Annotated in this window: 15 protein-coding genes; 6 read left to right on the top strand and 9 right to left on the bottom strand. The window is 66.1% G+C overall.

Features of this window, described 5'->3' with window-relative positions:
• Positions 1–153: 153 nt before the first annotated feature.
• A complete protein-coding gene (locus L338_RS14250) occupies positions 154–1,695 on the top strand; it encodes an AsmA family protein (RefSeq protein ID WP_022699072.1) in 1,542 nt (513 codons plus the stop codon).
• A 4-nt stretch (positions 1,696–1,699) separates the two neighbouring features.
• Here L338_RS14250 and L338_RS14245 read toward each other — a convergent pair whose 3' ends face one another.
• Both L338_RS14245 and L338_RS14240 read right to left on the bottom strand, forming a co-directional pair.
• Positions 1,700–2,992 carry a polyhydroxyalkanoate depolymerase gene (locus tag L338_RS14245; protein ID WP_022699071.1) on the bottom strand — a complete coding sequence of 431 codons (1,293 nt, stop codon included), beginning with the start codon at positions 2,990–2,992 and terminating at the stop codon, positions 1,700–1,702.
• Between the two features lie 85 nt (positions 2,993–3,077).
• Complete coding sequence (locus L338_RS14240; RefSeq protein ID WP_022699070.1) at positions 3,078–3,716, bottom strand: SCO family protein; 639 nt, start codon at positions 3,714–3,716, stop codon at positions 3,078–3,080.
• A 100-nt stretch (positions 3,717–3,816) separates the two neighbouring features.
• On the opposite strand from L338_RS14240, the gene L338_RS14235 reads away from it, so the two are divergent.
• Entirely contained in the window at positions 3,817–5,157 is a 1,341-nt protein-coding gene (locus tag L338_RS14235) for an ActS/PrrB/RegB family redox-sensitive histidine kinase (RefSeq protein ID WP_022699069.1), read from the top strand.
• A gap of 20 nt (positions 5,158–5,177) precedes the next feature.
• Entirely contained in the window at positions 5,178–5,759 is a 582-nt protein-coding gene (locus L338_RS14230) for an ActR/PrrA/RegA family redox response regulator transcription factor (protein WP_022699068.1), read from the top strand.
• A gap of 532 nt (positions 5,760–6,291) precedes the next feature.
• Here L338_RS14230 and L338_RS14225 read toward each other — a convergent pair.
• Positions 6,292–6,735 (bottom strand): MmcB family DNA repair protein, encoded by a 444-nt coding sequence (locus tag L338_RS14225; RefSeq protein WP_027068572.1) that lies wholly within the window; start codon positions 6,733–6,735, stop codon positions 6,292–6,294.
• 67 nt (positions 6,736–6,802) lie between these two features.
• On the opposite strand from L338_RS14225, the gene L338_RS14220 reads away from it, so the two are divergent.
• On the top strand, positions 6,803–7,207 hold the full coding sequence (locus L338_RS14220; protein WP_022699066.1) for a metallopeptidase family protein: 405 nt from the start codon (positions 6,803–6,805) through the stop codon (positions 7,205–7,207).
• Between the two features lie 72 nt (positions 7,208–7,279).
• Positions 7,280–7,819 (top strand): YbjN domain-containing protein, encoded by a 540-nt coding sequence (locus L338_RS14215; protein WP_161624637.1) that lies wholly within the window; start codon positions 7,280–7,282, stop codon positions 7,817–7,819.
• Here L338_RS14215 and L338_RS14210 read toward each other — a convergent pair.
• Genes L338_RS14210 through L338_RS14200 form a run of 3 tightly spaced genes read right to left on the bottom strand, consistent with a single transcriptional unit; the run spans position 7,805 to position 9,449 of the window.
• Positions 7,805–8,512, bottom strand: coding sequence for an NAD-dependent deacylase (locus tag L338_RS14210; protein WP_027068571.1), 708 nt, complete (start codon positions 8,510–8,512; stop codon positions 7,805–7,807). The genes L338_RS14215 and L338_RS14210 overlap by 15 nt on opposite strands.
• Positions 8,509–9,240, bottom strand: coding sequence for a tRNA1(Val) (adenine(37)-N6)-methyltransferase (locus L338_RS14205; RefSeq protein WP_022699063.1), 732 nt, complete (start codon positions 9,238–9,240; stop codon positions 8,509–8,511). The genes L338_RS14210 and L338_RS14205 overlap by 4 nt, the downstream gene beginning before the upstream one ends.
• Positions 9,237–9,449, bottom strand: a complete 213-nt coding sequence (locus tag L338_RS14200) for a putative signal transducing protein (protein ID WP_022699062.1) — start codon at positions 9,447–9,449, stop codon at positions 9,237–9,239. The genes L338_RS14205 and L338_RS14200 overlap by 4 nt, the downstream gene beginning before the upstream one ends.
• Positions 9,450–9,565: 116 nt before the next feature.
• Between L338_RS14200 and L338_RS14195 the strand changes: the two genes are divergently transcribed.
• The gene (locus L338_RS14195) at positions 9,566–10,585 is read left to right on the top strand and encodes a polyprenyl synthetase family protein (protein WP_022699061.1); all 1,020 of its coding nucleotides are present in this window, start codon (positions 9,566–9,568) and stop codon (positions 10,583–10,585) included.
• Here L338_RS14195 and L338_RS14190 read toward each other — a convergent pair.
• The 3 genes from L338_RS14190 to L338_RS14180 are packed head-to-tail and all read right to left on the bottom strand — an operon-like array spanning position 10,582 to position 14,851.
• Positions 10,582–11,472, bottom strand: a complete 891-nt coding sequence (locus tag L338_RS14190; protein WP_022699060.1) for a 4-(cytidine 5'-diphospho)-2-C-methyl-D-erythritol kinase — start codon at positions 11,470–11,472, stop codon at positions 10,582–10,584. The genes L338_RS14195 and L338_RS14190 overlap by 4 nt on opposite strands.
• On the bottom strand, positions 11,469–13,160 hold the full coding sequence (locus L338_RS14185; RefSeq protein ID WP_022699059.1) for a tetratricopeptide repeat protein: 1,692 nt from the start codon (positions 13,158–13,160) through the stop codon (positions 11,469–11,471). Before L338_RS14185 ends, L338_RS14190 begins: the two co-directional genes overlap by 4 nt.
• A 20-nt stretch (positions 13,161–13,180) precedes the next feature.
• Positions 13,181–14,851 carry an electron transfer flavoprotein-ubiquinone oxidoreductase gene (locus tag L338_RS14180; protein WP_022699058.1) on the bottom strand — a complete coding sequence of 557 codons (1,671 nt, stop codon included), beginning with the start codon at positions 14,849–14,851 and terminating at the stop codon, positions 13,181–13,183.
• Positions 14,852–14,908: the final 57 nt, after the last annotated feature.

Here is a 14,908-nt window from a genome sequence, read left to right as displayed (position 1 = left end):
GTCCGCGAAAACGGCGCCGGCGGCGACTGACCGCCCGCCCTCCGGCCTTGCGCAAAAAATATCCGTGATAACCGCCGTTCGCGTTCACAGACCGCGTCCGGCCCGCTAGTTTGCTGAAAAACGCCCAGCCATTCCCTGCCGGAGACCGCGTCCATGAAGAAATCCCTGATCGTTCCCGCCGCCTTTGTCCTTCTGGCCGCCTGCGGCCGCGGCGGCGGCGACGCCGCGTTCGATGAAGCCCTGGCCGCGCTGGAGCTGACCGAGGACACCGCCGAAGGCGTCACCTGGGACGATTACCGCCGCGACGGCGACCGCGCGGTCTTCACCGGCCTCACCTTCGATATGGCAGAGGCGGGCGGCGATCTGGACGGAACGGCCGAGCTGGAGTCCCTGGTCGTCGAGAACCCGCGCATGGATGACGGCCAGCCGGTCTTCGACCTCTGGGAAATGGAAAACTTCTCCGCCAGCGGCGAAGGCTCGGAAATAACTGTCGCGCGCATCAGCCTGGCCGGCCCGAACGCCGCCATGGTCCGCGCCATGCAGGAGGCCGACGACAACGACGATGACGGCGCCAGAAGCTCTGCGGAGGACGCCGCCCGTTTCTCCGAACTCGCCTTCGACGCCTTCCTGCTGGAGGATCTGGAGCTGACCTTCGCCGAGGAAGGCGAGGGCGAAGGCGCCATGACGCTGGCCTCCATCGAGATGGACGATCTGGAGGACGGCACGCTCGGCGCCATGAATTTCAATGATTTCGACTTCACGGCGACCTTCACCGACCAACAGACCGGCCAGCCGGTCAACGCCGCCCTCGCGGTCGAGGCCATCCGCATGAACGACGTCTATGCCCGCTCCATGGACATGTTCTCGCTGGCCGACAGCGATCCGGACGCCCTTGGCGAGCTGATGGAGCAGATGCAGCAGGACCAGATGCAGGGCGATTTCGACATGGACGGCAGGATCGAGGGCCTGACCGCCGATATTGGCGGGGTGAAGCTCGACATGCCCGAAGCGGCCTTCTCCAACCGCACCGAAGGCAAGCGCATGGTCTCGCTCAGCGAAGTTCCGGCCATGGAGATCAGCTTCGACACGTCCGGCCCGCTGGGGATGCAGGGCGGGGTCATGGCCGGCATGTTCGGCTATGACACGCTGAAACTGTCCAGCGCCGGCCGCCAGGTCTGGGACCGCGAGGCCGACCGCCTGATTATCGAGGATAGCTGGGTGGAGATGGAGGACGGCTTCCGCCTTGAAACCACGCTGGATATGGACGGCTATGGCGAATATGTCGCCCTGAGCACCGATCTCGCCGCGGCCGAGCCGGGCGATGCGCCGCCCGCCGCCGCCGACCTGCCGCTGGAAGACATCAAGCTGCGCGACTTCATGCTGCGGCTGGAGGATCGCGGCCTGACCGACAATATCTTCAACGGAACGGCGCAGATGCAGGGCGCCGACCCCGAAACCGTCCGCGCGCAGGCCGTAGGCATGGTGGCCCTGATGTCCGCCTTCGCCCCCGAACAGGCCCCGCGCGCCGCGCTGACCGAGCTTTCGACCGCGCTGACCAGCTTCCTTCAGGATCCCGGCGTTCTGACCATCCGCGTGGCGCCGGACGCCCCGCTGGCCCTCAGCGAGTTTGTCGGCGAGGGCGGCGTGGTCGACGAGGACGCCCTGAACTTCTCCGCCGAGGCGACCGAAAACTAGCGGCCTAGCGGATCAGCGCCGCGAAGTCCGGGCGGGCCTTCAGGTCCGCCTTTTCATCCCAGTGGCTGCGCATGAAGCCTTTCATGCAGGGCGCGATTTCCTCGCGGAAGCGGCGGCCGTTGAACACGCCGTAATGCCCCACCCCGTCCTGCACGTGGTCCAGACGCATCTCCTCGGGGATATTCTCGCAAAGATCATGCGCGGCCTGAGTCTGGCCGATGCCGGAAATATCGTCGTTCTCGCCCTCGACCGTCATCAGCGCCGTCTTTGTGATCGCCTGCGGCCGCACGCGCTGGCCGCGATGCATCATCTTGCCGCGCGCCAGGGTAAATTGCTGGAACACCTCGTCCACGGTCTGGATGTAGAATTCCTCCGACAGATCCATAACCGCCAGGTATTCGTCATAGAATTCCCGGTGCTTCTCGGCGCTGTCGCCGTCGCCATCGACCAGATGCTCGAAAAAGGACCAGTGCGCGTCCACGTGCCGGTCCCAGTTCATGTTCATGAAGCTCATCAGCTGCAGGAAGCCCGGATAGACCCGGCGCAGGGCCCCCGGATAGGGCGGCGGCGTGGTGTGGACCAGATTATCCCTGAACCAGCTCAGCGGCCGTTGCATGGCCAGCACATTGGGAACGGTGGGCGAGCGCCGGGCGTCGATGGGCGATCCCATATGCGTCATGCTGGCCGGCGTGCACGGATCGTCATTGTCCGCCATCACGGCCGTGGCGGCCAGCACCAGCGGCCCCGGCTGGCACACCGCGGCGACATGGGTCTGCGGCCCCAGCACGTGCAGCGCGTCGATCACGTGATCGACATAGTCGTTCAAATCAAAACGCCCGTCGCTCAAGGGGACAGCGCGGGCGTTTTTCCATTCGGTGATGAAGACTTCGAAATCGGGCAGGAAGGCCTCGACCGTGCCGCGCAGCAGCGTGGCGTAATGGCCGGACATCGGCGCGACCAGCAGCAGTTTCGGCTGCGCCTTGCCGCCCGTCGCCGCCTTCAGCGCCCCGGCCTCGCGGCGGAACCAGGTCAGCTCCATCCAGGGCGTCTCGAAGATCGTCTCGGGGCTGACCGGAACGCGGCTCCCCCCGATCTCGGTCGCCTCGATCATCCAGTCGGGGCGGTTATAGGCGCGGGAGGCCCGCTCGAACACTTCCGCCGCCGCGGCCCAGGTCCGCGCGGCCGGGGTTTCGAAAAACGGGTTCATCGGCGACAGGGCCGCATTGCGCCCGGCGTTCACCGCCGCGCGCCAGGGCGTCATCGCGGCGCGCCCCATCTCGTACATTGCGTAAAGCAAATCTGCGCCCCCTCTGAAATTTCGACTCTTGCGGTCTTGTCAGCGGAAAAGGATAGGCCCGCCGCACCGGCAAGGGCAAACGCTTTTACTGCGCTGCAATATAGTCGCGGAGGCCTTTCGCAATCGTTTCCGGCGGCTCCTGGTGGGTAAAGGCGGAGACGAATTCTCCGTCCTTGCCCATCAGGAAGATCAGGCTTGTATGATCCACAAGGTATTGAGCGGATGAGCCTTCATCCTCGACTTTCGCGGAATAGACCTTGTAGGCCGCCTTCGCCGCATCGACCTGTTCGGCCGTCCCGGTCAGGCCGATCAGGCCTTCGGGGAACGCTTCGGACTGAACATATTGGTGCAGCGCATCAACGGTGTCGCGCTCCGGATCGACGCTGATCAGGACTGTGCGGAACTGTTCGCGTTCGCTTGCGCCGAGCTGCCCCAGCGCCGCCTTCATCGCCTGCAGCGAATAGGGGCAGACATCGGGGCAATAGGTATAGCCGAAATAGATCAGGCTGGCCTTGCCCTTCAGATCCTCGTCAGTGAACGTCTCGCCGGAATCGTCGGTAAGGGTGAATTCGCCGCCGATCGCCGCGCTGCCCATCGGCTGGGCGATGCTCGGCCCCTGCGGCTGCGGGCGCAGCAGCACCGCCGCCACAAGCACCACGATCAGCGCCAACGAACCGCCGATAATAATCTTGGATAGGGTGGAAAATCCGGACGCCGGTCGCATGGCGTGTCCTTTTTGCGTGTTGGCGCGCGGGGCGCGCGGGGCGTAACAATGGGCCGGGCCGAGCGCCCGTGCAGAGGCCAGTTAGGAAAGCGCAAATTCCATGTCCATGAAAGGCGACACATACGCCGCGCCCCCCGATGACCGCCCCCTCACGCCGCCGGTCCGGGGCACGGTCCGCCTGCGCACCCTGGTCATGCTGCGCTGGTTCGCCGCCGCCGGGCAGATGGCGACCGTGCTGGTGGTGCAGTTCGGCCTGGGGTTCGAGCTGCCGCTGGCCGCCTGTTTCGCCGCCATCGCCGCCTCGATCGGCCTCAACCTCGCCATGTCGGTGCGGCTGCGCCTGTCGCGCCTCGCCCGCCCGCAGGAGGCGATGTGGCAGCTCGCCTTCGATATCGCCCAGCTTGCCCTCATCCTCGGCCTCACCGGCGGACTCGAAAACCCTTATGTCGTCATCCTCGCCGCCCCGGTCGTTATCGGCGCGGCCACCCTTCCCGGCCGCATGGCGCTGTCGCTGGCGGTGTTCGCCCTGTCCTGCACCGCCGCCATCGCCGTACTGGGCCATCCCCTGCCCTGGTCGGAGGGTCAGCCCCTCATCCTGCCGACCATGTATGTGTTCGGCCTGTGGACCGCGCTGGTCATCACCATGGCCTTTGCCGGCCTAACCGCCTGGCGCGCCTCGGCGGAGGCCGCGCGCAACGCTCTGGCCCTCACCGCCACGCAGGCCGTGCTGGCGCGGGAACAGCGCCTGGCTGCCATTGGCGGCATCGCCGCCGCCGCCGCGCATGAGCTGGGCACGCCCCTGGCCACCATCCAGCTCACCGCCAAGGAAATGGCGCGCGCCATCCCCGAAGACAGCCCGCTGGCCGATGACGCCCGCCTCCTGGTCCAGCAGGCCGAGCGGTGCCGCGACATTCTGGGACAGCTCTCCCGCCGCGGGGACGAGGCCGACGCCGGCATCGCCCGCGCCGATTTCCGCACATTGCTGGAGGAAATCGCCGAACCCTTCCGCCATTTCGGGGCGGAGATCGATATCTCCGTTTCCGGTCCGGGCCGCATGCCCGATCTCACCCGCGCGCCAGAGATCATCTATGGCCTCGGCAATATCGTGGAGAACGCGGTGGATTTCGCCGCCGCCCGCGTCACCGTCACCGGCGTCTGGACCGACCGCGACGTCACCGTGACCATCGAGGATGACGGCGAAGGCTTCGACCCGGAAGTGCTGGCCAAGCTGGGCGAGCCCTATGTCTCGACCCGCGAAGGGGCGGCGGACGCCGGCGGCATGGGTCTTGGCGTGTTCATCGCCGACACGCTGATCACCCGCACGGGCGGAAAGATCGCCTTTTCCAACACCGCTTCGGGCGCGCGCGCCGTGGCTGTGTGGCCGATTGGTGCAATTCAAGCGCCGCCCTACTCGCCCTCGGCGGATCCGCAACCTATATAGACCGGGCAGGAGGCAGCTTGATGATGAATACGCCCCAGTCCCACCCCGACGTGAAGCCGGACCGTCTTGAATTGCCGGAGGATCATTCGCTTTTGATTCTCGACGATGACGGCGCGTTCCGCACCCGTCTTGGTCAGGCCATGACACAGCGCGGCTTCTCGGTCAGCGCCGTCGCCACGGTCGAGGACGCCATCGACATCGCCCGCCTCAACCCGCCCGCCTTCGCCGTGCTCGACCTGCGGCTGGAGGACGGCAACGGCCTCTATGTCGTCGAGGCCCTGCGCGAATACCGCCCCGATTGCCGCGTGGTGATGCTGACCGGCTATGGCGGCATCGCCTCGGCGGTGGCCGCCGTGAAGGCCGGCGCCGTGGACTATCTTTCCAAGCCCGCCGACGCCGACGCCATCACCAACGCCCTGCTGGCCGGCCCCGGCAAACTGCCCGAGCCGCCGGACAACCCCATGTCCGCCGACCGCGTGCGGTGGGAGCACATCCTCCGCGTCTACGAGCTGTGCAACCGCAACGTCTCCGAAACCGCCCGCCGCCTCGGCATGCACCGCCGCACCCTGCAACGCATCCTCGCCAAACGCGCCCCCAAATAGGGAATTTCCCCGGATTTTCCCGGGGAAATTCGCGGTTCTAGAGCCCGCCTTCGAGACGCCCTTCCGGGCTCCTCAGGCTAAGGTTTGAGGGGCTGGAAGCCCCTCTTTCTCCTATCCCTTTCCCATCACCCTCACCCTGAGGAGCCGCGCCAGAGCGCGGCGTCTCGAAGGCCCGTCACAGAAACTAACGCGCGGCCGTGGAGGCGTAGGCATAACCGGAAACCCAAACCAACCCCGTCATCCTCCGACGGAGCGCAGCGGAGATCGGAGGATGACGATTGAAGAGAAGTGGAGGGTAGAAAAAGTCCCCTCGCCCCCGAGAGGGGGCTGAGGAGAGAAAATCGATCCAGTGAATCGATTTTCCGACGAAGGTTTTGAGGCTCCAAATCCACCGGATTTGGCCAGCCGAAAGGGTGAGGGGGCGGGTCTCAGAATAAAGCGCGCCCTCCAACGCCTCCCCTCATCCGGTCCTCCGGACCACCTTCTCCCCTCCATAGGGGAGAAGGAACTGACAAAGAGGAGATTGCCTCCCCTATCCGCGCATCAGCCGGCCGGCGGCGCAGTGGGCGAATCTCAGCATCACCGCCTTGCGCCGCGCCGGCTTCACGAGCCGCGGCGGGGCTTCGCGCAGGATGGCCCCGCCCCAGGCGTCGGCGACGATCAGGCCGGCCTCTTCGGGGATGATGTCGCGCGGAAAGCGCGGCGAGACGGCGAAATAGAAGGAGTCGCAATAGCCCACATAGTCCGGCCATTTCGCGTCAGAACGGAAATCGGCCAGCCCCGACTTGATCTCCACCACGGCCAGCTCGCCCTTCGGCCCCAGCGCGGCGATGTCGGCGCGGCGGCCATTGGCCAGGATCAGCTCCGGCACGCAGGCATAGCCGCGCTCGGCAAAAAGCCGCGCCACGCCGCGCATCAGGGCGGACGCATCGTCAATGGCGGGATTGCTGGCGGAAACGGCGCTGCTCTGATCCATCATTCCCGCATAATGTTCCGGTTTTGTTTCCGGGGCAACCCGTCCAATTCTGCGCTACATGAGTCCCATGACCGAACGCACTAACGAATACGCCCCCTCGCTCGACGACTTTCAGGCCATCGCCGAAGACGCCTGGGCGAAGCTGCCGCCTGAATTCACCAAGCTGTGCGGCCCCGTCATCATGCGGGTGGACGACTTCGCCGAGGAGGAGGTGCTTCGCGACTTAGGGATCGAGAACCCGTTCGAGCTGACCGGGCTTTATCAGGGCGTGGACCTGACCCAGAAATCGCATCTCGACCCGGGCGGGGAGCCCGACATGGTCTTCCTCTATCGCCGCCCGCTGCTGGACGAGTGGTGCGAGCGCGGAGACATCACGCTGGGCGAGCTGATTTCCCACGTCATCGTGCACGAGATCGGCCATCATTTCGGCCTCTCCGACGAGGACATGCACCGGATCGAGGACAGCGCCTGAGCGTTGTCCGCAAGCAGGCTTGCTGATTTGATGCCCTTTGAAGAGGGCGAACACCGAACGGAAATGACGTCAATGAAACCCTGCCGGCTGCCAGTTCTGGGCCTGATCGCGGCGCTGCTGCTGGCCGCGCTTGGTCAGGCGTCCCCGGCGCGCGCGGCGGAAGAAGTCGTCTATCAGGCCCTCAGCCCCAAGGACGTGATGGAGATTCTGCTGCTCAACGCCCTGCCGGCGGAGCTGGACTCCATCCCCGGCGGAGGCGTGGTGGCCGATCAGCGCGTGGTGGTCAGCGACCGCATCGCCTGGTTCGTCTATCTCTATAATTGCAACGATCAGGGCCGCTGCAGCGATATCCAGCTGCGCACCGCCTTTTCCGGCGCCGCGCCCTCGCTCGACGCCATCAATGACTGGAACCGCACCCATCGCTTCACCCGCGCCTATCGCGCCGAAGACGGGTCGGCGGTTCTGGAAATGGACATCAATGCGGAGGGCGGGGTGACCGTCGGCCACGTTTCCTCCCTCATCCCGCTGTGGCGGGAGGCGATGACCCGCTATTATTTCGATCTGGAAGACCGCTCCGCCTCGGCCAGCGCAAGCGGCTCAAGCGTCCAGTAATTCCTCAACCCATTCGGGCACGACCGCGCCCGCCGGGCCGCGCCGCACCGCGTCGAACCGCGGCGTGATGTCCGAATCCTCGAGGTTCAGCTCCAGCGTCCGCGCCCCCATGGCCTGCGCCTCCGCTGCGAACCCGGCCGCCGGATAGACCGCCCCGGACGTGCCGATGGCGACGAACAGATCGGCCTCCTGCAGCGCCCGGTAGATGCCCTCCATCTCCAGCGGCATTTCGCCGAACCACACGACATGGGGCCGCATCCGCCCGGATTCGCCGCACGCCCGGCACGCCAGATCGAAAGAGAGATCGTCATCGTAAGGGGTTACCGTCTCGCACTCGGCGCAGCGGATTTTCATCATCTCGCCGTGCATGTGGATCAGCGCCTGCGAGCCCGCGCGCTCATGCAGATTGTCGATATTCTGGGTGATCAGCGTGAACCCGCCGCCCCATTCACGCTCCAGCCGGGCCAGCGCCTCATGCGCCGGGTTGGGCGAGACATCGCGCAGCTTGTGGCGGCGCGTATTGTAGAAATCATAGACGGTCTGCTGGTCGCTCTCGAACGCCTCCGGCGTCGCCAGCTTCTGCCAGTCGAATTTCGACCATATGCCGTCCTTGTCGCGAAAAGTCGCCACGCCCGACTCGGCGGAAATGCCCGCCCCGGTCAGAACAACGATATTCTCCCGATCCGCCATCATTCCTCCCAGTCGATCCCGGCGCGGCCGCGCAATATGGCCTCGCCCTCCGCGCTGAACGCCTTGCCTTCAGTCCCATGCATCACAAGCGGGGGCAGCAGCGTAAAGGGCGACCGCCCGCACTTGACCGCGGTGACCAGCGCCCGCCCCGCCGCGCGCCCCGGCCGCGAGGCCACCGGCTTCACCCGCACGCTGCCCGCGCGGCCGGCAAAGGCGGCCAGAATATCCGGCAGACGTTCGGTCCGGTGGATCAGCGTGATCCGCCCCTCCGGCTTCAGCCGCCGCAGCGCGAAGTCCAGCCACCCCTCCAGCGGCGCGCCCTCCCAGTGCGCGGCCCGCTTATCCTCCCGCGGCGGCCGCCAGCCGCCTTCCGGATCGAAGAAGGGGGGATTGAGAAAAACCTGGTCGAACAGCGCTTCCCGCACCGCATCCGGCGGCGCGGCGATATCGCCCTCATGGATTACAACGCGCTCCCCCAGCCCGTTCTCCGCCGCGTTCTCCGCCGCCAGCGCCGCTGTCCCGCCGTCCTGTTCCAGCCCGGCAAACATCGCCTCCGGGTTACGGTGCGCAGCGATCAGCAGCGCCGCCCCAGCGCCGCAACCCGGCTCGAACACGCGCTCGCCGCGCCCCGCCCGGACCGCCGCGCCCAGCAGCACGCTGTCCGTTCCGGCGCGGAATCCCCGCGCCGGCTGGCGCAGCGTGATCGCGCCGTCGAGGAAGGCGTCGCTCACTTCGGGTTCAAGCCGGCGTCTTTCAGGATCTGGCGGGCCTCGTCCGCCGCATCGTCCGGGACCATCAGCCGCCGCTGGATCGCCAGCACCGATCCGTCCAGCACGGAGGCATGCGTATCCATGATCACCGGATCCAGATCCGCTTCGCGCAGCAGGGTTTCGGCAAAGCTCAGCATGACGGCGTCATTGGTGCGTAGAATTTCGATCACGGGGGCTTATCTCCAGTTTTCCCTGCGGCGCCATTGCGCGGCGCTCATTGCTTGCCCGCGCGGGGGCCGGTTTCTATTGTCTGGCAGGCTGATGGTTTTCGACAAGGGGCGTCTTTTTGGGACTGACCGCTGAAGCGCCGCGTGACAGCGCGCCGGCAGAGACGCCGGCTGACCGCCTGTCGCGCCTGCTCTCCGACGACATGGACCGGGTTGAAGCGCTGATCGACGAGCGCATGCAAAGCCCGGTGGGAATGATTCCCGACGTCGCCGACCACCTGGTCGGCGCCGGCGGCAAACGCCTGCGCCCGATGATCGCCTGCGCCGCCGCGCGCCTTCTGGGCTATCGCGGCGACGGGCATCTGAAACTGGCCGCGGCGGTCGAGTTCATCCACACCGCCACCCTGCTGCATGACGACGTGGTCGACCAGTCCGGCCTGCGGCGCGGCAAGGAATCGGCCAACACGATCTGGGGCAATTCGGCCAGCGTGCTGGTCGGGGATTTCCTGTTCGCGCGCTCCTTCAACCTGATGGTGGAAGCAGGCAGCATCGAGGCGCTGAACGTGCTGGCCGACGCGGCCAGCGTGATCGCCGAAGGCGAAGTGAAACAGCTGGCCGCCATCGGCGACGTGGAACTGTCCGCTGAGGCCTATCTGGACATCATCGCGTCCAAGACCGCAGAGCTGTTCGCCGCCGCCGCGGAATCCCCCAGCGTTCTGGCCGGAACGCCGCACAAGCGCCGCCAGGCGATGCGCCAGTATGGCCAGTCCCTGGGCCTGGCCTTCCAGCTTGTCGACGACGCGCTGGACTATGCCGGCGCCACCCTGGCGATGGGCAAGTCGGTGGGCGACGATTTCCGGGAAGGCAAGATCACCATGCCCGTCGCCGTCGCCTATGCGCGCGGCGACGCGGAGGAACGCGCCTTCTGGGCCCGCACCCTGACCGATCTGGAACAGACGGACGGCGATTTCGAACGCGCGCTGGAGATCGTGGCCCGGCACAACGGCGTCGAGAAGACGCTGGACGCCGCCCGGCATCACGCCAACAAAGCCGCCGGATCGCTGGAAATTTTCGAGGAAAGCCCGCTGCGCACGGCCATGATGGACCTGCCCGACTTCGTGGTCAGCCGGGTCTACTAGGCTTCCTGACCGTCAATATCGCAGCCGCCCAGCTTCACCGCGCGCACCCACCATTCGCCGTGATCGGCGGCGATAGATTCGGCGGCGCGTTTCGCCTCGGCCTCGCTCTCATAGAGCCCGAAACAGGTCGCGCCCGAGCCGGACATGCGGGCAAGACAGCAATTCTCGCTTGCCCGGATCGTTTCAAGCACCGGCGTAATCTGGCTGCACAGGCGCACCGCCGGGCCTTCCAGATCGTTCGAGCCTTCCTTGATCAGGCGGATCGCGTGGGCCGGATCGGACAGGCCCAGCGGGATGCGCAGATCATGCGGCTGGTCGCGATGTCCGACATCATAGGCGCGGAACACTTCCGCCGTGGAAAGCTCCACGCCCGGATTGACCAGGACGGCGTGCAGGGCGGGCCAGGATTCCAGCGGCGCCAGACGCTCCCCCACGCCCGTCACGATGGTCGGGCGGGGATCGACGCAGACCGGCGTGTCCGCGCCGATCTTCGCGGCGACATCCTGCAGCCGCCCCAGCGGCCAGTCGATTTCCCAGATTTCGTTCAGCACGCGCAGCGTCGCGGCCGCATCGGAAGACCCGCCGCCCATGCCGGACGCGACGGGGAGATTCTTGGTCAGGCGGATATGCGCGCCCGGACGGGCCTTGCGCGCCGCCTTGGCGAAGGCTTCGGCGGCGTCCAGCACCAGATTATCGGTCGTGCTCAGCCCCTCGCCATACGGCCCCTCGATTTCCAGCGTCAGGTCGTCCGCCGGCTCGGCCGCGACTTCGTCGAACTCGGTCGCAAAAACGATCAGGCTGTTGAGCTTGTGATAGCCGTCGCGCCGGCGCTTGCGCCCGACATGCAGCCAGAGATTCACTTTTGCCGGGGCCGCGGCGGGCCTCATCGCGTATCCGCCATGCTGGACGGCGTGGAATTCAGGCCGTTCTCCAGCTTCTCGGCCAGTTCCTGTTCGATGGATGGTTCGGGATCGAAGCTGAGCGCGCGCTCCCACTGGAAGCGGGCTTCCAGACGACGGCCGGTCATCCAGTAGGCGTCGCCCAGATGCGCGTTGATGGTGGCGTCGGCGGGCTCCAGCGCCACGGCGCGCTCCAGATGGGTGACCGCTTCGGCGTAATCGCCGCGCTTGTAGTGCGCCCAGCCCAGGCTATCGACGATATAGCCGGCGCGCGGGCGCAGCATGATGGCGCGTTCGATCATGCCGAACGCTTCGTCGATATTCTCGCCGCGTTCGACCATCGTGTAGCCGAGATAGTTCAGGATTTCCGGGTCGTCCGGCGATTGCTGCAGGGCGCGGCGGAAATCGGACCGCGCGGAGGGCCATTTATTCTGGCGTTCGCGGGCAATGCCCCGGCCATAATAAAGCTCGCCATCCGCCGCTTCGCCCGCCCGCTCGATCAGCGTGGTGGAGACGGTTTCCGCCTCTTCCCAGCGTTCGGCGATGCGCAGGGCTTCGGCCAGAGACTGGCCCGCCTGCCGGTCGCCGCTGCGCCGCCACGCCTCCTGCAGAAGGGCGATTCCGGTTTCGGTGTCGCCCTGCACCAGTTTGATCTGGGCGCGGATGATTTCGGCCTCCAGCGCGGACGCGGCATTCGGCTGCAACGCGGCGAGCAGACGATCCGCCTCCGCCAGCCGCCCGTCCTGACTGAACAGCCGCGCCAGCAGCACGCGCGCCGGGCCGAATTCCGGGTCCAGCCGCAGGGCGATTTCCAGATAGATCTGCGAAAGCTGGGTCTGTTCCTGCGTGGAAAGCGCCGCTGCCGGGCCATAGACGCCGATAGCCGCGCCCTCGGCCGCCGTGACCGGGGCGGGCGGGCGTTGCCCGCTGACCAGACGCGCCATTTCCGCATGCGTCACCGCGTCATTGGGCGACTCGGCGAGGCGGTCTTCATAGAGGCTTCGCGCCTCGTCCACGCGGCCCGCCCGCTCCAGCCAGCGGCCGTATTCGCGAATGGCGAAGGACGGCAGGGCGGACGTTTCAACCGCGCTCTGGAAAGCCTCTTCCGCCCCCGGTCTCTCGAACTTCGCCAGGATCAGCGCATAATGAAGACCGGACAGGGAGGCGAACGCCCCGGATTCGTTCGGCGCGGCGATGGCGTCCAGCGCGGCTTGCGCATTGCCCTTCCCCGCTTCCGCCCAGGCGATCAGAAGCGAGCCGACGACCCGGTTGAACGGCCCCAGAGTCGTCTGGTCCAGCAGCATCAGCGTATCGTTATAGCGCCGCTCGGCCAGCGCGTCGGCGGCCAGCGTCAGACGCGCCAGACGATTGTCCGGGTCGGTCTGCATGGTGCGCGTGGCGAAATCCGCCGCGGCGGCCTGATCGCCGGAAGTCAGGGCGGAGAAAAAGGCCCGTTCCGCCAGAAAGGCGCTTTCGGGCTCTTTCTCCAGCGCGCGCTGATAATAGCTGACCGCGTCGCCGGAATGGTTGCGCGCATCGGCCCAGCGCGCGGCGAGATAATCGCCGTAAACCGAACGCGGCGCATCCCCGGCGAACGGCGCCGAGGCAGTCGAACAGGCCGCCAGCGCGAGGATGGAAACCCCGGCGCCCAGCGCCCGCCGCACCTTATGTTTCAAGCCTGCCGTCACTCATGCCCTTACATGTTGGGATAGTTGGGCCCGCCGCCGCCTTCCGGCGTCGTCCAGTAGATTACCTGCTCCGGATCCTTGATGTCGCACGTTTTGCAGTGGACGCAGTTCTGGGCGTTGATCTGGAAACGCTTCGGATCGCCCTCGACATATTCATAGACCCCCGCAGGGCAATAGCGCTGGGACGGGCCGGCATAGACCGGCATTTCCGTTTCTTCCGGGTAATCCGGGTCGCGCAGCTTCAAGTGCGAGGGCTGGTCTTCCTCGTGATTGGTGTTGGAAATGAACACCGAGGACAGGCGGTCGAAGCTGAAGACGCCGTCGGGCTTGGGATAGACGATCGGCTTGTGCTTGCTCTCCGGCTCGGTGCAGGCCGCGTCCGTCTTGCCGTGCTTCATCGTGCCGAAGACCGAAAAGCCCAGCAGCGTATTGGTCCACATATCGATGCCGCCCAGCGTCACCCCGCCGACCAGGCCGAATTTCGACCAGAGCGGTTTGACGTTGCGGACCTTCTTGAGGTCCTTCGCCACCCAGCTCCCCTCATAGGCGTCCTGATAGGCGGCCAGTTCGTCGCCGGCGCGCCCTTCCGCAATGGCGTCAAACGCGGCTTCGGCGGCCATCATGCCGGTCTTCATGGCGTTATGGCTGCCCTTGATGCGCGGCACGTTCACCAGTCCGGCGGAACAGCCGATCAGCGCGCCGCCGGGGAAGGACAGTTTCGGAACAGACTGGTAGCCGCCCTCGGTAATCGCGCGGGCGCCATAGGAAATGCGCTCGCCGCCTTCCAGCAGCTCCTTCACGTCCGGGTGCGTCTTGAAGCGCTGGAATTCCTGGAACGGGTTCAGATACGGATTCTTGTAGTTCAGATGGACAACGAAACCGACATAGACATAGCGGTTCTCGTCCGATCCGAAGTGATAGATGAAGCTGCCCCCGCCGGTGTCGGATTTCAGGGGCCAGCCGAAGGAATGCTGCACATGACCCGGCTGGTGCTTGCCCTCGGCCACGCGCCACAGCTCTTTCAGGCCGATGCCGAATTTTGAAGGCTCCTTGCCCTCGTCCAGCCCGTAACGCTTGATGACAGACTTGGAGAGCGAGCCGCGCACGCCCTCGCCCAGCAGCACATATTTGCCGCGCAGCTCCATCGGCGGCTGATAGCTGTCCTTCTTCTCGCCGTTCTTGCCGACGCCGAACGGCTCGGTCGCGACGCCGCGGATCACGCCGTCTTCCTCGATCAGCTCGCCGGCCGCGAAGCCGGGATAAACCTCGACGCCCAGATTCTCGGCCTGCTCGGCCAGCCAGCGGCACATATCGCCGAGACTGCCGACATAATTGCCGTGATTGTTCATCAGCGGCGGCATGATGAAATTCGGGATGGCCAGAGACCCGGCCTCGCCCATAACGAAGAACTTGTCCTGCTTCACTGGCGTGTTCAGCGGACAGCCGTCCTCCAGCCAGTTCGGCAGCAGCTCGTCCATCGCCTTGGGGTCGATCACGGCGCCGGAAAGAATATGCGCGCCGACCTCGGAGCCCTTCTCCAGAACCGCGACATTCAGCTCGCTCCCCGCTTCCTCGGCGCGCTGCTTCAGCCGGATCGCGGCGGCCAGCCCGGCAGGCCCCGCCCCCACGATCACGACGTCATATTCCATGGATTCGCGCTGTTCGCCGGCGTCGCTCATGAAGCGGCCTCTCCCTTGTTTCTCCGTTTCGTCCTAAGGTCTTAGCGTATGGACGTT

This window comes from Euryhalocaulis caribicus (assembly GCF_000412185.1).
Lineage (GTDB): Bacteria > Pseudomonadota > Alphaproteobacteria > Caulobacterales > Maricaulaceae > Euryhalocaulis > Euryhalocaulis caribicus.
The sequence above is the reverse complement of the archived record's forward strand: the minus strand, read 5'-3'. Positions and strand labels throughout refer to the sequence as shown.